The 21,356-nt window shown below is 67.4% G+C and carries 21 protein-coding genes; 12 read left to right on the forward strand and 9 right to left on the reverse strand.

Annotated features, from left to right (window positions below; translation table 11 throughout):
- The first annotated feature begins 23 nt into the window (after nucleotides 1–23).
- From Q0R27_RS07700 to Q0R27_RS07725, 6 genes are all read left to right on the forward strand, one after another.
- Nucleotides 24–476, forward strand: a complete 453-nt coding sequence (locus Q0R27_RS07700) for a hypothetical protein (protein ID WP_293943017.1) — start codon at nucleotides 24–26, stop codon at nucleotides 474–476.
- A 56-nt stretch (nucleotides 477–532) separates the two neighbouring features.
- Nucleotides 533–1,402, forward strand: a complete 870-nt coding sequence (panB, locus tag Q0R27_RS07705; RefSeq protein ID WP_293943019.1) for a 3-methyl-2-oxobutanoate hydroxymethyltransferase — start codon at nucleotides 533–535, stop codon at nucleotides 1,400–1,402.
- A gap of 129 nt (nucleotides 1,403–1,531) precedes the next feature.
- Entirely contained in the window at nucleotides 1,532–2,224 is a 693-nt protein-coding gene (locus tag Q0R27_RS07710; protein ID WP_293943021.1) for a tetratricopeptide repeat protein, read from the forward strand.
- A gap of 45 nt (nucleotides 2,225–2,269) precedes the next feature.
- On the forward strand, nucleotides 2,270–3,598 hold the full coding sequence (locus tag Q0R27_RS07715; protein WP_293943023.1) for a PQQ-binding-like beta-propeller repeat protein: 1,329 nt from the start codon (nucleotides 2,270–2,272) through the stop codon (nucleotides 3,596–3,598).
- A 66-nt stretch (nucleotides 3,599–3,664) separates the two neighbouring features.
- Complete coding sequence (der, locus tag Q0R27_RS07720; RefSeq protein WP_293943025.1) at nucleotides 3,665–5,056, forward strand: ribosome biogenesis GTPase Der; 1,392 nt, start codon at nucleotides 3,665–3,667, stop codon at nucleotides 5,054–5,056.
- Nucleotides 5,057–5,126: 70 nt separating this feature from the next.
- Complete coding sequence (locus Q0R27_RS07725; RefSeq protein WP_293943027.1) at nucleotides 5,127–5,570, forward strand: Hpt domain-containing protein; 444 nt, start codon at nucleotides 5,127–5,129, stop codon at nucleotides 5,568–5,570.
- 6 nt (nucleotides 5,571–5,576) lie between these two features.
- Here Q0R27_RS07725 and Q0R27_RS07730 read toward each other — a convergent pair whose 3' ends face one another.
- The 6 genes from Q0R27_RS07730 to Q0R27_RS07755 form a co-directional block, all read right to left on the reverse strand.
- Nucleotides 5,577–6,251 carry a nitroreductase family protein gene (locus Q0R27_RS07730; protein WP_293943106.1) on the reverse strand — a complete coding sequence of 225 codons (675 nt, stop codon included), beginning with the start codon at nucleotides 6,249–6,251 and terminating at the stop codon, nucleotides 5,577–5,579.
- Nucleotides 6,248–8,494, reverse strand: a complete 2,247-nt coding sequence (gene purL / locus Q0R27_RS07735) for a phosphoribosylformylglycinamidine synthase subunit PurL (RefSeq protein WP_293943029.1) — start codon at nucleotides 8,492–8,494, stop codon at nucleotides 6,248–6,250. Before purL ends, Q0R27_RS07730 begins: the two co-directional genes overlap by 4 nt.
- A 33-nt stretch (nucleotides 8,495–8,527) precedes the next feature.
- Nucleotides 8,528–9,481, reverse strand: coding sequence for a prolyl aminopeptidase (gene pip / locus Q0R27_RS07740; RefSeq protein ID WP_293943031.1), 954 nt, complete (start codon nucleotides 9,479–9,481; stop codon nucleotides 8,528–8,530).
- Complete coding sequence (locus tag Q0R27_RS07745) at nucleotides 9,478–10,848, reverse strand: glutamate--cysteine ligase (RefSeq protein ID WP_293943033.1); 1,371 nt, start codon at nucleotides 10,846–10,848, stop codon at nucleotides 9,478–9,480. Before Q0R27_RS07745 ends, pip begins: the two co-directional genes overlap by 4 nt.
- Before the next feature lie 74 nt (nucleotides 10,849–10,922).
- Nucleotides 10,923–11,378, reverse strand: coding sequence for an ester cyclase (locus Q0R27_RS07750; protein WP_293943035.1), 456 nt, complete (start codon nucleotides 11,376–11,378; stop codon nucleotides 10,923–10,925).
- Between the two features lie 47 nt (nucleotides 11,379–11,425).
- A complete protein-coding gene (locus Q0R27_RS07755; protein WP_293943037.1) occupies nucleotides 11,426–12,166 on the reverse strand; it encodes a 16S rRNA (uracil(1498)-N(3))-methyltransferase in 741 nt (246 codons plus the stop codon).
- A gap of 149 nt (nucleotides 12,167–12,315) precedes the next feature.
- On the opposite strand from Q0R27_RS07755, the gene Q0R27_RS07760 reads away from it, so the two are divergent.
- The 3 genes from Q0R27_RS07760 to Q0R27_RS07770 are packed head-to-tail and all read left to right on the forward strand — an operon-like array spanning nucleotide 12,316 to nucleotide 15,012.
- Entirely contained in the window at nucleotides 12,316–12,663 is a 348-nt protein-coding gene (locus Q0R27_RS07760) for a PilZ domain-containing protein (RefSeq protein WP_293943040.1), read from the forward strand.
- A gap of 57 nt (nucleotides 12,664–12,720) precedes the next feature.
- The gene (gene ubiA, locus Q0R27_RS07765; protein ID WP_293943042.1) at nucleotides 12,721–13,647 is read left to right on the forward strand and encodes a 4-hydroxybenzoate octaprenyltransferase; all 927 of its coding nucleotides are present in this window, start codon (nucleotides 12,721–12,723) and stop codon (nucleotides 13,645–13,647) included.
- An 18-nt stretch (nucleotides 13,648–13,665) separates the two neighbouring features.
- Nucleotides 13,666–15,012 carry a metallopeptidase TldD-related protein gene (locus tag Q0R27_RS07770; RefSeq protein WP_293943045.1) on the forward strand — a complete coding sequence of 449 codons (1,347 nt, stop codon included), beginning with the start codon at nucleotides 13,666–13,668 and terminating at the stop codon, nucleotides 15,010–15,012.
- A 41-nt stretch (nucleotides 15,013–15,053) separates the two neighbouring features.
- On the opposite strand, the gene Q0R27_RS07775 is transcribed toward Q0R27_RS07770, so the two are convergent.
- From Q0R27_RS07775 to Q0R27_RS07785, 3 genes are all read right to left on the reverse strand, one after another.
- Nucleotides 15,054–15,971, reverse strand: a complete 918-nt coding sequence (locus Q0R27_RS07775) for a hypothetical protein (protein ID WP_293943047.1) — start codon at nucleotides 15,969–15,971, stop codon at nucleotides 15,054–15,056.
- Between the two features lie 99 nt (nucleotides 15,972–16,070).
- Nucleotides 16,071–16,499: a CoA-binding protein gene (locus Q0R27_RS07780; protein WP_293943049.1), complete on the reverse strand. Its 429-nt coding sequence runs from the start codon at nucleotides 16,497–16,499 to the stop codon at nucleotides 16,071–16,073.
- A gap of 27 nt (nucleotides 16,500–16,526) precedes the next feature.
- Entirely contained in the window at nucleotides 16,527–17,459 is a 933-nt protein-coding gene (locus Q0R27_RS07785; RefSeq protein ID WP_293943051.1) for an Mrp/NBP35 family ATP-binding protein, read from the reverse strand.
- Nucleotides 17,460–17,714: 255 nt separating this feature from the next.
- Between Q0R27_RS07785 and hflK the strand changes: the two genes are divergently transcribed.
- The 3 genes from hflK to Q0R27_RS07800 all read left to right on the forward strand — a co-directional run bounded on the left by hflK (nucleotide 17,715) and on the right by Q0R27_RS07800 (nucleotide 21,300).
- On the forward strand, nucleotides 17,715–18,809 hold the full coding sequence (gene hflK, locus Q0R27_RS07790; protein WP_293943053.1) for an FtsH protease activity modulator HflK: 1,095 nt from the start codon (nucleotides 17,715–17,717) through the stop codon (nucleotides 18,807–18,809).
- On the forward strand, nucleotides 18,806–19,660 hold the full coding sequence (locus tag Q0R27_RS07795; RefSeq protein ID WP_293943055.1) for a protease modulator HflC: 855 nt from the start codon (nucleotides 18,806–18,808) through the stop codon (nucleotides 19,658–19,660). Before hflK ends, Q0R27_RS07795 begins: the two co-directional genes overlap by 4 nt.
- 83 nt (nucleotides 19,661–19,743) lie before the next feature.
- Nucleotides 19,744–21,300 (forward strand): Do family serine endopeptidase, encoded by a 1,557-nt coding sequence (locus Q0R27_RS07800; protein WP_293943058.1) that lies wholly within the window; start codon nucleotides 19,744–19,746, stop codon nucleotides 21,298–21,300.
- The last annotated feature ends 56 nt before the right edge of the window (nucleotides 21,301–21,356 follow it).

Here is a 21,356-nt window from a genome sequence, read left to right on the forward strand (position 1 = left end):
CATCAGTCTCAGGGGGACGCAGCATGACCGAGATCCACGCCGACAATGACCTCGCCGCGCCGGTCCGCCCCGCGCCGAGCTGGTTCACCGCCGCCGCCGTCGCCGCAATCCTGTTCGAGCTGTTCGGCTGCATCGCCTATGTCATGCAGGTCACCCAGGACCGCAGCCAGCTCCCGCTCGACGAGCGGATGATGTGGAATTACACCCCGTGGTGGATGGTCGCCGCCTACGCCGTTGCGGTGTGGGTCGGCCTCGCCGGCGCGGTCGGGCTGATTCTCCGCCGCCGCTGGTCGATCCCGGCGCTCGGCCTGTCCTTGCTCGCGGTGATCGTTCAGTTCGGCGGCATTTACGCCGTCCCGCGCATCCGCCAGGTCACTCCGCCCTCGGCGCTGCTCGTCCCGCTCGGGATCATCGCCGCCGCCGCCGCGATCTACGCCCTCGCGCACCACGCCAATCACCGCGGCTGGCTTCGGTAAGCCGCGCAAAAAGGCAGGGGTGGTTGCGCTAAACCGTCCGCGCTAAAGCCGTTCTCATGTCTACCTTCACCCTCGATACCTCGACCAGCCGCGCCAACCCGACTCCGGTCCGCGGCAAGCGCACCACCGTCCCCGCGATCCGCGCGCGCAAGGTCGGCTTCACCACCGCCGACCCGATCGTGATGCTGACCGCCTACACGATGCGCATGGCGCAACTGCTCGACCCGCATTGCGACCTGCTGCTGGTTGGCGACAGCCTTGGCCAGGTGATCTACGGCCTCCCCTCGACCGTCCCGGTCACGCTCGAGATGATGTGCAACCACGGCGCGGCAGTGGTGCGCGGCAGCTGGCACGCACTGGTCGCGGTCGACATGCCGTTCGGCTCCTACGAAGGATCGCCCGAACAGGCGTTCGCCAGCGCCGCTCGCATCATGAAGGAAACCGGCTGCGCGGCGGTCAAGCTCGAGGGCGGCGAGGCGATGGCCGCGACGATCGACTTCCTCTCGAAGCGCGGCGTCCCCGTCATCGGCCATGTCGGCCTCACCCCGCAGGCGGTCAACCAGCTCGGCGGCTATGGCGCGCGCGGCCGCAGCGACGCCGAAGCCGCCCACATCCTGTCCGACGCCCGCGCCGTCGCCGACGCCGGCGCCTTTTGCATCGTCGCCGAGGGCCTCGTCGAAACGATCGCAGAGGAACTCACCGACGCGCTCGCAATCCCGGTCATCGGCATCGGCGCCTCGGCCCGCTGCGACGGCCAGGTGCTCGTCACCGAAGACATGCTCGGCCTGTTCGAACGCACCCCGCGGTTCGTCAAACGCTACGACGACCTCGCGGCACGGGTCACCGACGCCGCCGCAACCTACGCCGGCGAGGTCAAGGCCCGCGCCTTCCCGACCCCGGACCAGACCTACCCCCCCAAGCCTTGACGGGTGGTCCCCGCAGCCTCCCTTTGCCTTTGCGCGGTCGCCCCGCTAAGCACCCCGCCAGCTTGCGTTCATCTCGCGGCGGGGAAGGCAGCGCGTCGGCGTTTCCCGTGCGACCACTGAGGATATCACTTGGCGATTGCCCCTGATTCGAGCGAATCCTTCGCCCGCGAAGTCAACGAGAACCTCCGCCGCGACCGGGTGCGTGACACCGCTCGCGCTTATGGCAAATGGGTCATCGCGGGGGTTATCCTGCTGCTGATCGCGATCGGCGCATTTCTCGCGTGGCGCGACTATCAGGCCAAGCAGGCCGCCGCCGATAGCGAGGCGCTGGCCCTGGCGATCGACGATATCGGCAATGGCAATGTTGGCGCGGTGCGGAGCCGGCTTGCCTCGCTGAAGGACGCCCGCGGCGACGCGATCAGCGTCTCGGCGAAGCTGACCGATGCCGCCTTTGCGCTTCAGCAGAATGACCGGCCCAAGGCGCTCGCCGGCTATAAAGCCGTCGCCGAAGACAGCGGCATCGCCCAGCCGTGGCGCGACCTCGCCACCGTCCGCCAGACCGCACTCGAATATGACGCCCTCCAGCCGCAGGCGGTGATCGACCGCCTCGCCCCGCTCGCCAAGCCCGGCAATCCGTGGTTCGGCAGTGCCGGCGAAATGACCGCGCTCGCGCTGCTCAGGGCCGGACGCAAGAGCGAGGCCGGCCGGCTGTTCGCCGCCATCGCTGGCGACAAGGCCGTCCCCGACTCGATCCGCGGCCGCGCCGTCCAGATGGCCGGCTCGCTTGGGGTCGACGCAAGCGCTTCCCTGCCAACCCCGTGAGGCGAACCCCCGTCGCCTCTGCCGCCGCCCAGTAAGGACTAATCGATGAACCGTTCCCGTTCCCTGACCGCGGTGCTGATGATCGGCCTGGCGCTCGCCGGCTGCAGCACGATCCGCAAGGGCAAGCCCAAGACCCCGGTGCTCGGCGAGCGCGTGTCGGTCCTCGCCAGCGAACTCAACATCACCGTCGACCCGGCCACCGCAGCGATCCCGATGGCCCTTCCGGCAGCGCAGGTGAACGCCGACTGGAGCCAGCCCGGCGGCGCGCCGAACAAGGCGCCCGGCCACCTCGCGCTCGGCAAGCTGCTCGGCCAGGCGTGGAACGTGTCGGTCGGCGCCGGATCATCGGCCAAGGGCGCGCGCCTCGCCGCCTCGCCGGTCGTCGCGGGCGGCAAGCTCTACACCATCGACACCCAGTCGACCGTCCGCGCATTCGACGCCAGCACCGGCGCGACGCTTTGGGCGACCCAGTTCGGCACCGAGAAGCGTGGCGGCTCGTCGTTGTTCGGCGGCGGCGTCGCGGTCGACGGCGGGCGCGTGTTCGCCACCAACGGTCTCGGCTTCGTCGCGGCGCTCGACGCCGGCAATGGCGGCAAGATCTGGCAGAAGCGCCTCGGCGGCCCGCTGCGCGGCGCCCCGAGCGTGTTCGGCGGCTCACTCTACGCGATGAGCCAGGACAACCAGGTCTACAGCCTCAAGCAGGAGGACGGCTCGACCAACTGGTCGAACGCCGCCGCGCTCGAAATCGCCGGCATTTTCGGCGCCTCGTCGCCGGCAATCGGGCAGGGTACGGTTGTCGCCGGCTTCTCGTCGGGCGAACTCAATGCTTATCGGTACGAAAATGGCCGCATGGTGTGGCAGGACACGCTCTCCCGCACCTCTATCCGCACCAGCGTGTCGAGCCTTGCCGACATCGACGCCAGCCCGGTGATCGATAACGGCCAGGTGTTCGCGCTTGGCCAGGGCGGGCGGATGGTCGCGCTCGACCTCGTCAGCGGCCAGCGGCTGTGGGAATTGAACCTCGCCGGTATCGCGACTCCGTGTGTCATCGGCGAATGGGTGTTCATCGTCACCGACGAAGCCAAGGTTGTCGCCATCGCCCGCTCGACCGGCAAGGTTCGCTGGATTGCGCAGCTTCCGCGCTATCGCCGGGTCAAGGCGAAGTCCGGCCCGATCAGCTACAAGGGTCCGATCCTCGCCGGCGAACGGCTGATCCTCACCGGGTCGAACGGCACGCTGATCAACATCAACCCGGCCAACGGATCGTTCCAAAACCAGACCAACGTCGGCGGCCCGATCAGCCTGTCGCCGATCGTCGCCAACCAGACGCTCTACATCCTGACCGATTCGGGCCGCCTCGCGGCGTATCGTTGAGCTTAGCCGGCACCGTTCTTCAACACAGGATTTGACCCCTGCCCCTGCAACGGGCAGGGGCAACCCATGCCGCTTCCTACCGTCGCGATCGTCGGCCGGCCTAACGTCGGCAAATCGACCCTGTTCAACCGCCTCGTCGGCAAGCGCGTCGCGCTGGTCGACGACCGCCCCGGCGTGACCCGCGACCGGCGCGAGGGCGAGGGCCAGTTGATGGGCCTCGAATTCCGCGTGATTGACACTGCCGGTTACGAGGACGAGGACCCGGTCAGCCTCCCCGGCCGGATGCGCCAGCAGACCGAGGCGGCGGTGATCGACGCTGACGTCGCTCTGTTCCTGATCGACGCGCGCGAGGGGCTGACCAGCCTCGACGAGGAAATCGGTCGCTGGCTGCGCGCCCAAGACACCCCGGTGATCGTCGCTGCCAACAAGGCCGAAGGGCGCGGCGCCGAGGCCGAGCGGCTCGGCGCCTACAAGCTCGGCCTCGGTGACCCGCTCGCCCTCTCCGCCGAACATGGCGAGGGCATGGCCGATCTGTTCGACGCGCTTCGCCCCTACGTCGAGCGCGAGGCCGTCGAGGGCGCGGAAGAAGAAGCCTACGACCCGTGGCCCGAGGGCGGCCCGCTCAAGCTCGCCATCGTCGGTCGTCCCAACGCCGGCAAATCGACCCTCGTCAACCGCATCCTCGGCGAGGAGCGCATGATCACCGGTCCCGAGGCCGGGATCACCCGCGACTCGATCACCACCGACTATCAATGGACCGGTGACGACGGCGTCGAGCGTCCCGTCCGGCTCGTCGATACCGCGGGCCTGCGTAAGCGCGCCAAGATCGACGACAAGCTCGAGTGGCTCTCGACCCAGGACACGAAGCGCGCGATCGACCATGCCGAGGTCGTCGTCCTGCTTCTCGACGCGACGCGTGGGCTAGAAGCGCAGGACCTGCGCATCGCCGATTCGGTCGAGGAAGAAGGCCGTGCCCTCATCATCGCACTCAACAAATGGGACGTCGCCGACCATGCCTCGTCGTTGTTCAATGGCGTCAAGACGGCACTCGAGGACGGGCTGTCGCAGTTGAAGGGCGTCACCCTGCTGACCGTTTCGGCCAAGTCGGGCAAGGGCATCGACACGCTGTTCAAGGCGGCGTTCGAGCTGCGCGACTCATGGTCTCGGCGGGTCGGCACCGGCGAGCTGAACCGCTGGTTCGAGAAAGCGGTCGACACCAATCCGCCCCCGGCGCCCGGCGGCAAGCGGATCAAGCTGCGCTACATCACCCAGGTCAAATCGCGCCCGCCGAGCTTCGTCATCTTCGGCAGTCGGGTCGATCAGCTGCCCGACAGCTACCAGCGCTACCTCGTCAACTCGATGCGCCGCGACCTCAAATTAGGTCCAGTTCCGTTGCGGTTGACGATGCGCGCGACCAAAAATCCCTTTGATCCGGCGAAGAGTGGCGGTCGGCAATAACCAGCCATTTACTCTTTCGGAGCTATGCCGGTCGCCAGCAAGGCCCCGCGTCCCGGGGTGAGGAGCCGCCGTGACCGACGACCAACTTGACCTCGTCGACTGGAACTACTTCGAAAAGAGCCGGGCGGAACTCGGCCCGGGGTTCATCCGCATCCTCAACTATTTCCGCGAGGACGGGATCAAAAGCCTCGCCCAGATCGAAACCGCGATGCACGAAGCCAACGCCGCCGCGCTCGTCCTCCCCGCGCACACGCTCAAGGGCGAAGCGCGGATGTTCGGCGCCGGAAAACTCGCCGAAGTCGCCGAGACCATCGAGGCGACCGCGCGCAGTTGCGTCGAAACCCACCGCTTCCCCGACGAACTCGTCCCCGACGTCGTTCGCCTGCGCAAGCTGTTCGATTCGACCGTCGACCTGTTCGACAAGGCGACCAACCCGCTGCTCACCCGCACCCGCTCCCAAGGCGCGTTCGGCCGCAAGTCCGCCGCCAACAACCAGAGTTTCGGCCGGATTTAGGCTCGGCTAGAGCCAGCTCGTGATTTGCTCGAGCGGCTTCTTACGCAGCGCGTAATCAGGCACGACCGCATCGCCTGCGGGCAACCCCGTGACGATCACCATCACCGCCTTCTCGTCCGCCGGCCGCCCGCACAGGGTGCGCAGGAACCCCATCGGCGAGGGCGTATGCGTCAGCGTCGCCAGCCCGGCGCGATGAAGGCAGGCGAGCATCAGCCCGCAGGCAATGCCGACGCTCTCGGTGACATAATAATTCTGCTTCGACTCGCCCGGCTCGATCCCCCCGCGCCGCTGCCCGAACACCACGATCAGATAGGGCGCGACCTCGAGGAACCCCTTGTCGGGATCGGTCCCGAGCGGCGCCAGCGCGGCGAGCCACTCGGCCCCCGCCTTGCCGGCATAGAAGGCCGCCTCCTCCTTCTCCGCCTCGACCCGGATGCGGGCCTTCAGCTCGGGCGAGGTTACGACTGCGAAGTGCCATGGCTGGTGATTGGCCCCCGAGGGCGCGGACCCGGCGGCGAGGATCGCTTCCTCGATTACCCCGCGCGGCACCGGCGCAGGGGAGAACATCCGGCACGTCCGCCGCCCCGCGACTTCCTCGCGAAACTTGCGCGCGGCGGCGATGCGCTCCTCGTCGCTCAGCGCGGGGAGCGCCGCATAGGGCGAATGCGGAACGTTCGTCAGGCGAGCGCCCCGTCCGCGCCCATCAATTTGAGCAAGAACCCCTCATGCGCGGCGCGCAGGTCGGCGAGCGAGACCGTTTGCGGCCCGCCGCGATCAACCAGGTCGAAGGTCAGCGCGTCGCCGCCGGTCGTGCCAATCTCGACCGCGAACAGCTGCGCGGCATTGGCCGCCGCACACACTCGGGCCGGGTCTCGGGTGGCGACGATGTAGCGGGCCTGATCCTCGCCGAACAGGATCGCTGCGGGATTGGGGATCTGCGCCACGACGGTCGTCGCCATGCCCATCCCGCCGGCAAGCGCCATCTCGGCCATGGCGACCGCCGCGCCGCCGTCGGAGCAATCGTGCACCGCCGACACGGCCCCGGTCGCGATCAGGTCGCGGACGCACTCGCCCGCCCGCTTTTCCGCCGCGAGGTCGACCTTCGGCGGCGGCCCGTCGCTGCGGCCGTGGATCTCGCGCAGCCACAGCGACTGGCCGCAATGGCTGTCGCTATGCCCGATCAGCACGATCGTCTCACCCTCAGCCTTAAACCCGATCGTCACCGCGTTACCCACATCCTCGATCACCCCGACCGCGCCGATCGCCGGCGTCGGCAGGATCGCGCTCCCCGTCCCGTCCTCATTCTTCGTCTCGTTATACAGCGACACATTCCCGCTCACGATCGGCATGTCGAGCGCGATACAGGCTTCGCTCATGCCCTCGAGGCACCCGACGATCTGCCCCATGATCTCGGGCCGCTGCGGGTTGCCGAAGTTGAGGCAGTTAGTCACCGCCAGCGGCGTCGCGCCCACCGCGCACAGATTGCGATAGGCCTCGGCGACCGCCTGCTTGCCCCCCTCGACCGGGTCGGCATAGCAATAGCGCGGGGTGCAATCGGTGGTCATCGCGAGGCCCCGCTTGGTCCCGTGGATTCGCACGATCGCCGCATCGCCCCCGGTCTGCACCGTGTCGCCGCCAACCTGGCTGTCATACTGCTCCCAGATCCAGCGCCGCGACGCGATCGCCGGGCTCGCCATCAGCTTGAGCAAATCCGCCACAATATCGGTCGACTCGGGAACATCGGTCAGCGGCGCGGGCTTGGGCGTCGCCACCCACGGCCGCTCGTAAAGCGGCGCTTCGTCGGCGAGCGGCCCCAATGGAATATCGGCGACCACTTCGCCATTCCAATCGAGCACCATGTGCCCCGTATCGGTCACTTCGCCGATCACCGCGAAGTCCAATTCCCACTTGCGGAAGATGCCTTCCGCGAATCCCTCGCGCCCGGGCTTGAGCACCATCAGCATCCGCTCCTGGCTCTCCGACAGCATCATCTCATAGGGAGTCATCCCTTTTTCGCGGCACGGCACCGCGTTCATGTCGAGCCGAATGCCGACCCCGCCCTTCGACGCCATCTCGACACTCGACGAGGTCAGCCCCGCCGCCCCCATGTCCTGGATCGCGACGATCGCGTCCGATGCCATCAACTCGAGACACGCCTCGATGAGAAGCTTCTCGGTGAACGGATCGCCGACCTGCACCGTCGGCCGCTTCTCCTCCGAATCCTCGGAGAAATCGGCGCTCGCCATCGTCGCGCCGTGGATCCCGTCGCGCCCGGTCTTCGACCCGACATAGACGATCGAATTGCCGACCCCCGACGCCGCCGAATAGAAAATCTTGTCCTGCTCGGCGATCCCGACGGTCATCGCGTTGACCAAAATATTGCCGTCATAGGCCGCGTCGAAATTGACCTCGCCGCCGACCGTCGGCACGCCGACGCAATTGCCGTAGCCGCCGATCCCCGCGACCACGCCCGCGATCAGATGCCGCGTCTTGGGATGATCGGGCCGCCCGAAGCGCAGCGCATTCAGGTTCGCGACCGGCCGCGCCCCCATCGTGAACACGTCGCGCAGGATGCCGCCTACCCCGGTCGCCGCGCCTTGATAGGGCTCGATGTACGACGGATGGTTGTGGCTCTCCATCTTGAAGATCGCCGCGAGCTTCACCCCGTTGGCGCCCAGGCCGATGTCGATCACTCCGGCGTTCTCGCCCGGCCCGCAGATCACCCACGGCGCGGTCGTCGGCAGCTTCTTGAGATGCACCCGCGACGATTTGTAGCTGCAATGCTCGGACCACATGACCGAGAAGATACCGAGCTCGAGCAGGTTCGGCTCGCGCTCCATCGCGTGCAGCAGCCGCTCATATTCTTGCGGGGAAAAGCCGTGTTCGGCGACGATTTCGGGCGTGATAGCTGGGGAGTTGGTCATGAGCCGCGCGTCTAGCGGATCGGCCCGAAAACGCTAGCCGCCAAACTGGTCGGTTGCGCGCACCAGCCCGTCGAGCACGCCCGGTTCGCTGAACAGATGCCCGCCGTCGGGAATGATATTCAGCTCGACTTGGGGCCATGCCTTCTTCAACGCCCAGGCCGCGCGCGGCGGGGTGCAGCAGTCATGGCGTCCCTGGACAATCACCCCCGGGATCCCGCGCAGCTTGTGGGCGCCGCAGAGCAGCTGGCCTTCCTCGAGCCAGCCCTTGTTCGCCATGTAGTGATTCTCGATCCGGGCGACCGCGATCGCGACCTCGGGGTCGGTGAAATGCTCTTCGGTCGCGGCGCTCGGCAGCAGGGTCACCGTAACCGCCTCCCATTTGCTCCATGCCTTCGCCGCGACCAGCTTTGCCGCCTCGTCGTCGCCGGTCAGCACGCGCTGATATGCGGCCACGAGGTCGTCCCGCTCACCCTCCGCAATCGGCGCGACGAAATCATCCCAGCCTTCGGGGTAGAGCGACGAGGCACCGCCTTCCTTGTAGAGCCAGTCGACTTCGGCCTGACCAAACAGGAACACCCCGCGCAGGACCAGCTCGGTCACCCGCTCGGGATAGGTCTCGGCATAGGCGAGCGACAGCGTCGACCCCCACGATCCGCCGAACACCATCCACCGGTCGACCCCGACCATCGCCCGCAGCCGTTCGATATCCTCGACCAGGTGCCAGGTCGTGTTCGCCTCGAGGCTGGCATAGGGCGTTGACCGTCCCGCCCCGCGCTGGTCGAACACCAGAATATTGTAGCGCGCCGGATCGAACTGCCGGCGATGCTCGGGAATCGATCCGCCGCCCGGACCGCCGTGCAGGAACACCACCGGCTTGCCGTCGGCATTGCCCGACAGCTCCCAGTACAGCGAATGCCCGTCGCCGACGTCGAGCATCCCCGTCTCGCGCGGCTCGATCGCCGGATAAAGCCCGCGCCGCTCGTTCAAAAGCTGAACTCGTCATAGACGTGCCGCACGTCGCCTTGCCACTCGCCGTGATAGCGTTCGAGCAGGCGGTCGGCGAAGGTCATCCCGCTCGCCACCACTTCGCGCAGCGGGTCGAGGTAGCCGCCCTCATTGTCGCCCGCACCGTTCAGCGCGGCGCGCTGGGTGAGCCCGGCGGTGGCGATGTCGAGCACTTGCCCCGCCAGGTCGCGCATCGTGCCTCCGCCCGGCACCGGCGCTTCGAGTGCCTGGCGCGGCACCGCATGGCGCAGTGACTCGCGCTCCTCGATCGTCCAATGCTTGACCCGGTCCCACGCCGCGTCGAGTGCGCCGTCGGCATAGAGCAGCCCGACCCACAGCGCCGGCAGCGCACAGATCCGTCCCCACCGCCCGCCATCGGCACCGCGCATCTCGAGGAAGCTTTTCAGCCGCACCTCGGGGAAGGCGGTCGAGAGGTGATCGACCCAGTCCGACAGCCGCGGCTTCTCGCCCGGTAGAATGTCGAGCCGGCCGTCGAGGAAATCGCGGAAACTCTTGCCCGACGCGTCGAGATAACGGCCGTCGCGGAACACGAAATACATCGGCACATCAAGCGCGTAATCGCAGTAGCGCTCATAGCCGAAGCCGTCTTCGAACACGAACGGCAGCATGCCGGTGCGCGCGGGGTCGGTGTCTTCCCAGATGTGGCTGCGGAACGACTTGAACCCGTTGGGCTTGCCTTCGGTCAGCGGCGAATTGGCGAACAGCGCGGTCGCCACCGGCTGCAGCGCCAGCCCGACGCGGAACTTCTTCACCATGTCGGCCTCGGACGCATAGTCGAGGTTGACCTGGATGGTGCAGGTCCGCAGCATCATGTCGAGCCCGAGGCTGCCGACGCGCGGCATGTGGCGCAGCATGATCTCGTAGCGCCCCTTGGGCATCACCGGCAGTTCGGCGCGGGTCTTGTCGGGCCACATGCCGAGCCCGAGGAAGCCGAGCCCGAGGCGGTCGCCGATCGCCTTGACCTGGCCGAGGTGCCGCCCGGCTTCGGCGCAGGTCTGGTGGAGGTCCGAGAGCGCCGCACCCGACAGTTCGAGCTGCCCCGCCGGTTCGAGGCTGATCGTCCCGTCGCTACCCGATAGTGCGATGATCTTGCCGCCCTCCTCGACCGGCTTCCAGCCAAACTCGGTCAGCCCGACGAGCAGGTCGCGGATCCCGCCCAGCTCATCCCACGACGGTGCGCGGTGATCGGCCGTCCGATAGACGAATTTCTCATGCTCGGTGCCGATCAGCCACCGCTCGCGCGGCTTTTCCCCGCCCGAAAAGACCGAGAGCAAATCGTCTCGCCCTTCGATCAGCGGGGTCTCGGTCATGTCGGTACGCGTGGTCATGAATCGCCCCTAATCGCAGTTCGCGGCCGCGCAAAGCGAAACCGGCGCTCCCGTGGCGGCTGGATGCTGCTTCCTTACCTGGCGTTGGGCATCCGCTCCCATACTGGCCATTCCTCGACGATCCGCCCCTGCTCGAACCGGCTGATGTTCAGCCCGACCATGATCACCGGCGCGCCGGTCGCGGCATCCCGTCCTTCGGCGCGAAGCCGGGTCGCGAGGCGGTCTCCGTCGCTGAGCTGGTCGATAATGGTCAGGTGCGGCTCTAGCAGACCGGCCCGGAATGCGGCGATGCGCGCGCGAAGTCCGGCGAGATCGCGGTCACCGGCGGCGGTGTGCCCGACATAATGGTCGCCGATGACGTCTGCCAACCGTGCGACGTCGCCGCTTTCCCAAATCGTCACAGCAAGCGCGAAGGTCGCGCGGTTCCGTGCCGCGACGTCACTCCGGCTGTCGGCATGCGCAAACGCCGAGCCGCCAAGGACCAGCACGAGGCCGAGCGTGATCGCGGTCCGGAACGTCTGGCTTGTCATTACGCTGTCCCTTCTTGATCGGGGCCAAGTCCAGCGCCCGAGTGAGCCTAACGCCAGTCGCCGGCCAGCGCCATCCATGCCGCGACTCCCGCCAGCGCGGCGGTCTCGGCCCTCAGGATGCGCGGTCCCAGCGACACTGGCCTGACCCCCGGCGCGGCGCGGATCGCCGCTCGTTCCTCGGGCGTGAAACCGCCCTCGGGGCCGGTCAGGATCAGTGCCGGGCCCGGCGCAAAGGCGGTCCCAAGCGATTCGCCGCCGGTCTCGTCGGCGAAATATAGGGTGCGGCCGGGATCCCTCGCACTGAGCAGCGCATCCAACCCCACCGGCTCGGCGATCTCGGGCACCAGCGTTCGGCCGCATTGCTCGGCCGCCTCGACCGCGATCGAGGCCAGCCGCTCGCCCTTGACCCGCTCGACCACGGTCCGCCGCGTGATTACCGGCAGCAGCCGCGCGACCCCCAGTTCGGTCGCCTTCTCGACCAGCCAGTCGACTTGCGACCGCTTGACCGGCGCGAACGCCAGCCACAGGTCGGGCACCGCTTCGACCGGCCGCGTCCGCCGCTCGACTGACAGCGACATCCGCTTCTTGCCGACCTCGGCGATCCGGGCGAGCCACTCCCCGCTCGCCCCGTCGAACAGCAGTACCTCGCCGCCCTCGCGCAGCCGCAGCACGTTCCCGAGATAATTGGCGTGGGGGCCGTCGAGTTCAACCGTCGCGCCCTCTCCGAGCGCGGTTCGAACGAACAGCCGCGGCAACGATCGGCATGGCCAGGCAGGCGTGGCGGGCATTCTTCGCCCCTACTTGAACCGCGCGGCGATGGGAAACTGATGTGTCTTCTATAATGCCATGGCGGGACTTGTTTTGCGGCAAGTCGATCTCGCGCCAGCCGGGCTCGCCTTGCCGATCGCCGGTTGTATCTCCGGCCAAGACGGGCGCCATGACGAATCGTTCTGCATCCACTGACCGCGACCTCGCCCCCGACTCCACCCGCATGAGCTTGCCACGCCGGTCCGAACGCGTATCGCTCGGCGCCGAAATCGAGTTGCGCCGCACCGGCACGATCAAGCACCATGTCACGGTGCGCGACTGCTCGCCGGAGGGGTGCTGCATCAACCTCGTCGACCGGATCGGCCTCGACGAGGTGATCTGGGTCAAGCTGCCGGGCCTCGAAAGCCTCGAGGCCTATGTCTGCTGGACCAAGGGATTTGTCGCGGGTCTCGAATTTGCCAGGCCGCTCCACCCGGCGGTGTTCCAGATGCTGCTCCAGCGGCACGGCGGCGCGTAGCAGACCCGAGCGGCCCGTCGCTCGACTTCGCCTGAATCGAGGGGGTAAGGGCGGGTAATGACCGGCCCGGCGACCCTCGACGACACCGTCCCCGACAGCGAACGCCGCGGCCTGATCGGCGCGTTGCCCTCGACCATTCGCCCACTCGCCTCGCTGATGCGGCTCGACCGGCCGATCGGGACCTGGCTGCTTTTCTGGCCGTGCGCGTGGTCGGTCGCGCTGGCCGGGGTCGCGGGCAAGTGGAGCCTGTTCGCGTGGCTCGCCCTCGGCGCCTTCGCGATGCGCGCGGCGGGATGCGTCTACAACGACATCGTCGACCGCGACCTCGACGCCCGAGTCGAGCGCACCCGCCTCCGCCCCCTCGCCAGCGGCCGGACTACCGTTCGCGCCGCCTGGGCGCTTACCCTTGCGCTTTGCCTTATCGGCCTGGTTGTCCTGCTCCAGTTCACGCGCACCGCCCAACTCGCGGCGCTCGCCTCGATCGTTCCTGTCGTCGCCTATCCCTACATGAAGCGCATCACCTGGTGGCCGCAGGCGTGGCTCGGGCTGGTCTTCTCATGGGGCGCGATCGTCGGCTGGCCTGCCGTGACCGGATCGCTCGAAGCACCGGCGCTGTGGTTGTGGGCGGGGAGCATCGCGTGGGTGATCGGCTATGACACGCTCTACGCCATCCAGGATATCGAGGATGACGCGATGGTCGGAGTCAAAAGCAGCGCCCGCCGCCTCGGCCGCCACGCCGCGTTGGGGGTCGGCATATTCTACGTGGCGGCGCTGGCTGGCTGGAGCGTCGCGATCTGGTCGGTACGGCCAAGCCTGCTCGCGCTCGCCGCGCTGCTCCCCGCTGCGGCGCACCTCGCCAGCCAGGTCGCCCGCGCGAACCCGGCCGACGGCGCGGGTGCACTGGCGCTCTTTCGCTCGAACCGCTTCACCGGCCTGCTGGTCTTTGCCGCGATGCTGACTGTCGGCTTGTCCGCACCCGCGTAAGTCCGTAACCGCCGCGCAATGCTTTCCCCCGACGCCGCGCGCGAAACCGCCCAATCCCTTGTCGAGCGCGCCCGCAAGGCCGGTGCCGATGCCGCCGACGCCGTTTACGTCGGAGGAAGTTCGCGCAGCGTGCAGGTCCGCATGGGCGCCTTGGAAGACGTCTCTTCGTCCGAAGGCGAGGAAATCGGCCTGCGAGTGTTTCGCGGCTCGCGCTCGGCCAGCGTTGCCTCCTCGGCGCTGGCCCCCGACGCGCTCACCGCGCTGGTCGAACGCGCATTGGCGATGGCCGGCGAGGCCCCCGAGGACGCCTGGGCCGGCCTCGCTCCTGCCGACCTGCTGCTGCGCGAAGCGCCCGACGACTTCGACACGTTCGACGCGACCCACGTCGACCCCGCCGCGCTCAAGGCCCGCGCGTTGGCAGCCGAAGCCGCCGCGCTCGCCGTCCCGCGCGTGTCGAACAGCTCGGGCTCGGGCGCCTCCGCCTCCGAATCGATCATGGCGCTGGCCACGTCCGGCGGTTTCGCTGCGTCGAGCCGATCGTCAGGCCACGGCGTCTCGGCGAGCGTCGTGGCCGGCGAGGCGGGGGCACTCCAGCGCGACTATGACTATGACAGCGCGCGGTTCCTCGCCGACCTCGAGGACGCCGCGACGATCGGCCGCCGCGCGGGGGTTCGCGCCGCCGCCCGGCTTGACCCGGTCAAGCTCGTTCCCGGCCGCATGGGGGTGCTGTTCGACCCGCGCGTCGCGACCTCGCTGCTTGGTCATCTCGCCGGCGCAATCACCGGGTCGAGCATCGCGCGCAAGACCAGCTTCCTCCAGGACAAGCTCGGGACACGCATCTTCGCCGCCGGGATCACCATCCGCGACGATCCTCACCGCCGCCGCGGCCTGCGCTCACGCGCGTTCGACGGCGAGGGCCTCCCGACCAGCGCCCGCAACCTCATCGACGACGGCGTACTGACGACCTGGCTGGCCGACAGCGCCGCTGCGCGCCAGCTTGGCATTGGTCCGACCGGCCACGCCGTGCGCGGCACGTCGGGTGCACCGGGGGCAGGTCCGGGCAACCTCTACCTCGAAGCCGGTGCCCGCAGCCGTGAAGATCTGCTCGCTGCTTACCCCCGCGCGATCCTCGTCACCGAGCTGATCGGAATGGGGGTCAACGGCTTGACCGGCGACTACAGCCGCGGCGCGGCGGGCTTCCTCGTCGAGCACGGCGAGATCGTTGGCCCGGTCAGCGAAATCACCATCGCCGCCAACCTGATCGAGATGTTCGCGACGCTCGAGCCCGGCAGCGACCTGACGCTGCGCCGCGGCATCGACAGCCCGACGATCCTCATCCCCGAAATGACCGTCGCGGCGGCCTGAAGACTCTCGCTGCTTCTTGGCATCGTCTTTGCGGGTCTGGCCTAGCGCGGCCCCTCCCCGATCGCCCAGAACACATGGGTCAGCACCTTCTGGCCCGGTCCTAGCACCTTTTCGTACACGTCCGGCCGACCCTGCGCGTCGAAACGGATGGCGCGGCCCCATTCGGCCGGACTGTCGCCCGACGATTGGGTCGAGAGCGGCGCAGGAGCCGCCTTGCCCACTAGGCGGACGCCGAAATTGGTCGACGCGAATGAAGCCGCTGTCGTCGTGGTGTCTAAGTGAGTATAAATGGTCACGAGCTCGTCGAAATCATGCTGGTTCGGGTACACGTTGCTCGGGCCGTAATTGACGATTCCGATGTAACCGCCTCCGGGGGCGTTCGTGTAATCCATGCAAGTGCCTTTATTGACGTTGTCGAACGTCGTATCCTGATGGTCGAGGCCGAAATCATGACCGATTTCCTGGCAGGCGACCATCGCCCGCCACTCCAGCGTGTTATATTGCTTCAAATTGAAATAAGAATCGTTGAGCTTGGTCGTCCCCTGCGTGATGTGCAGGCCCGATAGCCAGATCGACGCGATCCCGAGCCAACCGCGCTGTCCATAGCTGTCGTTGCACACCAGTATCTGCCCCGCGATCGGGCTGCACTGCTTAGTGCTAACCCCCGATGCAATACGCTGGCTGAGACTGAGGATCGATGACGTCCCCGTGGGGATGGAGCCGAGGAGAGGGGGGGTGACGCCCGGGCTTCCGCCTGTCGAACTATTCCAATCGCTCACTGCGGCACCCACTGCCGTATCCCACACTGGCTTCGTGAGGGCCTTGTTGACCATTAGCGAGACCGGATTGGTGATGCGCGCCCAATGGTAGCCGCCCCAGCTATTGGAGGCGGTCGCCGGTGTCGATACGGTGATGGCGACGCTCGCGATCAACGCGGCGCGCAGCAATTTCCTGACCATGGGTTTTCTCCCCGTGAAAGCCGCGACCCAGATCGATTTAACCCCCGCCGCAGCCCGTCGCAGAAGTCGGGAGAAAACTGCGCCTTAACGGATAGCTAGTCAAGCCGACGCGCGCAGGCCCGAACGCGCGAGGTCGATTTTGAGACAGCGGTCCTCGACCACCTTGAGCCCCGCCGCCTCGGCCTTTGCCGCGGCCTCGGCATTGCGGATCCCGAGCTGCATCCAGATCGCCTTCGCGCCCACCGCGATCGCCTCGTCGACCACCGGCCCGACGTCCTGCGACTTGCGAAAGATGTCGACGATGTCGATCGGCTCGCCGATCTGGCCAAGCTCACGCCAGATATATTCGCCGTGGACATGCTCGCCGGTAATGCGCGGGTTGACCGGGATGGTGCGATAGCCGCGATCCTGCACCGCTTTCATCACCCCGTAAGAGGCGCGGTCGGGGCGGTCCGACGCGCCGACGATGGCGATCGTCCTCGCGCCTTTCAGCAGTTCGTCGATCTCGGCGTCGGTGGTCAGTGGCATAATGCTCTCCCTCGCCGCATCAATGCTTCAGGCGGTGACTTTCTCCAATTGCGCGAGCATCGCCTCGGCTAGCCGGGCGAAGGCCTCGGCCGCCGGGCCCTCGCCGCCAGCAGGCGGTGTCCCCGCATCGGACGCCGCGCGCAGGCTCGCCGACAGTGGCAGCCGCCCGAGGAACGGGATATTCATCCGCGCCGCTGCCGCTTCCGCCCCGCCGCTGCCGAACGGATCCGACGTCTCGCCGCAGTGCGGGCAGGCATAGCCCGCCATATTCTCGATCAGCCCGATTACCGGCACCCCGGTCTTGCTGAACAGGTCGATCGCCCGCTCGGCGTCGATCAGCGCGAGGTCCTGCGGGGTCGACACGATCAGCGCCGCCTTCGGTCGGGCCTTCTGCACCAGCGAGAGTTGCACGTCGCCCGTGCCCGGCGGCAGGTCGACCAGGATCAGCTCGGTATCGCCCCAGTCGCCGTCGATCAGCTGCGCCAGCGCGCTCGCCGCCATCGGCCCGCGCCACGCCAGCGCCTGTCCGGCCGGAACGAGCTGCCCGACCGAAAGCAATTTCACCCCCTGCGCCGTGACCGGGATCAGTAGTTTCCCGCGCGCCTCGGGGCGCTCGGTGGTGCCGAACAATTTGGGCTGCGACGGCCCGTAGATGTCGGCATCGATCAGCCCGACCCTGCGCCCCATCCGCGCCAGCGCGACCGCGAGGTTCGCCGCGATGGTCGACTTGCCGACCCCGCCCTTGCCGCTGGCGATGGCGATCAGCGTCCGCCCGACCTTGGCCGAGGTCAGCGCGATGCGCACATCCTTCGCACCTGCTTCCTGCTCGGCCTGCTGGATGCGCTCGTGAAGCGCCTCGCGCTCGGCCTTGCCCAGCCCGCTGCCGTCGACGATCAGCGTCACCACGCCCCCCGCCTCCTTGCGCGAGCGGATTCGGCTCTGGTCTGCTTCGTTGCTCATCAAACGCCTGTCATTAAAATTTCGATCACACCGATGATGCGATGTCCCCGCTATCCAGCGCGGACCTCATCGAACAGCGCCGCAGCCAAAGAGATGTTCGTTGGCCGCTTCGCCTGATGCGGCGGGAGATCCGGGGAGATTTCTGATAGACACCCGGCGCAGATAGTTTGCGCATGATATTCCGACAACCGATCTTTGGTGGCGTCGCGAACGCCTCCCCTGTATTTTCGTCGGCGCGCTTCCTATACAGGGGATATGACAATATTTTCTCGGTGGGATCGCCTGTTCGCCATTAGCAAGGGTCCGTGGGGCTCGGGCGGCAATGACGAGGAACCGACGGGCAAGCCGTCGGTGCCGCCAAGCGAGCTACCACCATCCGACAACGACGGCCCGTGGAGCCAGCCACCTCGCAAGGGCCGGAGCGGCAACCCAGCCGGCCCGGCTTCGAACATCGAGGATTTCCTCCGCCGCAGCCGCGAGCGATTCAACCCCAACGGCGGCGGTTCCTTCCCGTCGCGCCCTGACGGGTCGATCTTCGTGTGGGCCGCCGCGGCAGTGGCGGCGCTATGGCTTGTGCTGACCTCGTTGCATTCGATCGCCCCGCAGGAGCGTGGCGTCGTCACCCGCTTCGGCCGTTATGCCTACACGCTCTCGCCGGGCGTTGGCATCACCTTGCCCTCGCCGATCGACCGGGTACGCAAGATCGACGTCGAGAAGATCCAGACGATCAACCTCGGCAGTGAAGAGAGCGAGACGCTGATGCTGACCGGTGACGGCAACATCATCGACATCGCCTATCAGGTGCGCTGGAACATCCGCGTCCCCGAGCAATATCTGTTCGAGCTCGCCCAGCCCGACGAGACCATCCGCCAGGTCGCCGAAAGCGCGATGCGCGCCGCCGTCGCCAACGTCACGCTGCGCGATGCAACCCAGAAGCGCGGCGAGATCGAGAATCGCGTGCAGGAGGAAATGCAGCGAGTGCTCGACAACTATCATTCGGGCGTGCTGATCCAGGGCATCGCGATCAAGCAGGCCGATCCCCCCGCCGCCGTGCTCGACGCCTTCAAGGAGGTCTCGGCCGCGCAACAGCAGGCGCAGAGCTACGTCAACCAGGCGCGCGCCTATGCGCTCCAGCTCACCGCAAAGGCTCAAGGCGAGGCGGTCGCCTTCGACAAGGTCTACGGTCAGTACAAACTCGCCCCCGAGGTGACCCGCCGCCGCATGTATTACGAGACGATGGAGCGCATCCTCGGCAGTGTCGACAAGACGATCGTCGACGCGCCGGGAATCAACAGTTACCAGCAGCTGCCGCCCGTCATGCGCAGCGCGCCGAAGGAGCCGGCCCGATGAGCTTCCTCCTTCGCCGTCCACTGTTCGCCGCGGTCGCCGCAATCCTTTTGCTGATCGTCTTGCTCAACACGGTTGTAGTCGTGCCCGAGACGCGTCAGGCGATCATCACCCGCTTCGGCAAGCCGATCTACATCCTCAACCAGTATCGCGCGGACCAGCCACTGGGCTCTGCGGGCGCCGGGCTTAACTGGCGGATCCCGTTCGTCGACAACCTCGTGTGGGTCGACAAGCGCGTGCTCGACGTCGACATGGAGCGGCGTCAGGTGACCTCGACCGACCAGCAGCGCTTGGAGGTCGATGCCTTCGCCCGCTACCGCATCGTCGATCCCCTTCGCATGTACATCCGCGCCCGCTCGGTCGACGGGTTGCAAGGTGCGCTGGTCCCCAATCTGGGCTCGGAGCTGCGCAACGAGCTCGGCAAGCGGCCGTTCGCCTCCTTGCTCTCGCCCGAGCGCGAAGGGGTGATGGAGAATGTCCGCCGCGGGCTCGACCGGGTCGCGCGCCAGTACGGCGCCGAAGTGATCGACGTGCGCATCAAGAAGGCCGACCTGCCGACCGGTGCGCCGCTCGACAGCGCCTATGACCGGATGAAGACCGCGCGAGAGCAGGAAGCCCGCTCGATCCGCGCCGAAGGTGCCAAGCTCGCCCAGATCATCCGCGCGCAGGCCGACGCCGACGCCTCGAAAGTCTATGCCGACAGCTTCGGCAAGGACCCGCAGTTTTACGACTTCTATCGGGCGATGCAGTCGTACCAGGCGACTTTCCTTGGCGACGGTGTCACGAAACCGTCACCGACGACGATGATCCTGTCGCCGCAAAGCGATTACCTCAAACAATTCTCGGGACGCTGACGCATTCCACGCCGTTCAAATCGGGTTCATGCAATCGACCTAGCGTCGCTCGCACTAACGATTCATAATACGAGGGTTTTCGAATGAGTTTCCTCAAGGAGTCTCCGATCGTGCGCTATGCCTATGGGGTTGCCGGTGCGCTATTGCTCGGCGGTACCGCGTTTTCGATCGCCACCGGTCCGGTCGGCGCTCAGGTTGCGCAGAATTCGCCGTCGGCGATGGCGCCTCGTCCGGGCGCGCCGATGAGCTTTGCCGACCTCGCCGCGCGGCTCCAGCCGGCGGTGGTCAACATCTCGACCAAGCAGCGCATCACGGTCAAGCAGCAGGCCGACCCGTTCGAGGAATTCTTCCGCCGGTTCGGCGGACAGGGCGGCGTTGCACCCGGCGAAGGCGCGCAGCCGCAGCCGCGCACCCGCGAGACCGGCTCGCTCGGCTCGGGCTTTATCGTCTCGCCCGACGGCTACATCGTCACCAACAACCACCTTATCCAGGGTGAGAGCGGTACCGGCACGGTCGACAGCGTCACCGTGATCATGACCGACCGCAAGGAATATCCTGCCCGCATCATCGGCCGCGACCAGGCTTCGGACCTCGCGCTGCTCAAGATCGACGGCGCCAACCTGCCCTACGTCAACTGGGGCGATTCGACCCGTGCGCGCGTCGGCGACTGGGTTGTCGCGATCGGCAACCCCTATGGCCTTGGCGGATCCGTCACCGCCGGGATCATCTCGGCGCTCCACCGCGGCATCACCGGGGCGGGCGCCTACGACCGCTACATCCAGACCGATGCCGCCATCAACATGGGCAATTCCGGCGGGCCGATGTTCGACCTCAATGGCAACGTCATCGGCATCAACTCGGCGCTGATCTCGCCGACTGGGGCGAGCGTGGGCATCGGGCTCGCCATTCCGGCCGAGCTTGCCCAGCCGGTGATCGAGACGTTGCGCAAGGGCCAGCGGCCGTCGCGCGGCTACCTCGGCGTGGGCCTTCAGCCATTGGACGAAAATATCGCCGCCTCGCTCGGCTTGCCCAAGGACATGGGCGAGATCGTTCGCTCGGTCCAGCCGAACGAGCCCGCCGCGCGCGCCGGTATCCAGCAGGGCGACGTCATCGTCCGCGTCGCCGGCCAGCAGGTCAATCCCGACCAGACCGTCAGCTACCTCATCGCCAACACCCAGGTCGGAACGCGCGTGCCGGTCGACATCATCCGCGACGGTCGCCGCCAGACGATCACCGTCGTCGTCGGCCAGCGCCCGACCGAGGAAGCGCTCGCCAAGACGATCGGCGGCGGCGCCAACGACGGAACAAGCGACAGCGGCACTCCGACCGGCCCCGCGACCAAGGCTCTCGGCCTGTCGCTCCAGGCGCTGTCGTCGCAGCTGGCCCAAGCGCTGAGCCTGCCGCCCGGCACCCGCGGCGTCGTCATCACCGCGGTCGACCCGTCGAGCGATGCGTCGGACAAGGGCCTGCGCCGCGGCGACGTGATCATCTCGATCAACCGCGCGCTCGTCGCCACCCCGGCGCAGGTCAGCGCGGCGGTTGCGGCCGCTCGCGCCGCCAATCGCACCAGTGTGCTGCTGCTCGTTAAACGCGGCACCGCGCCCGAAGCGTTCATCGGGGTCGACATCGCCCCGCGCTAGGTCGCGCTAACCGCTTGTTGCGCTCCCTCGACTTCGGCTAGGCTCCGCGCCCAAGC

The sequence above is a fragment of the Sphingomonas sp. genome, assembly GCF_025362505.1.
Classification (GTDB): domain Bacteria; phylum Pseudomonadota; class Alphaproteobacteria; order Sphingomonadales; family Sphingomonadaceae; genus Sphingomicrobium.